The following is a 214-nucleotide window of genomic DNA, read 5'->3' as shown; positions in this document are numbered from 1 at the left end:
CAGGCAAAGCGAAGGTGCAGCGGCTCGCCGACCGGGTCTCGGGTGTGTTCGTCCCGATCGTGATCGTCCTGGCGATCTTGGCGTTCGTGGGGTGGCTGCTGGTCGGCGGGTCACTCGAGGTTGCGTTCACTGCGGCCGTGGCGACTCTGATCATCGCCTGCCCCTGCGCGTTGGGGTTGGCGACACCGACCGCGCTGCTGGTCGGCACCGGCCG

1 protein-coding gene is annotated in these 214 nt (G+C 69.2%); it reads left to right on the top strand.

All coding sequences use genetic code 11. The features are described from left to right. Positions 1-214 (top strand): hypothetical protein (locus tag ACLQ2Q_RS22260; protein WP_425824095.1); only part of this gene is annotated, 214 nt, incomplete at both ends.

The sequence above is a fragment of the Microbacterium sp. DT81.1 genome (assembly GCF_049844955.1).
In the GTDB taxonomy this organism is placed as follows: Bacteria; Actinomycetota; Actinomycetes; order Actinomycetales; family Microbacteriaceae; genus Microbacterium.
Note: the sequence above shows the minus strand (reverse complement) of the source record. Positions and strands in the feature narration are given on the sequence as shown.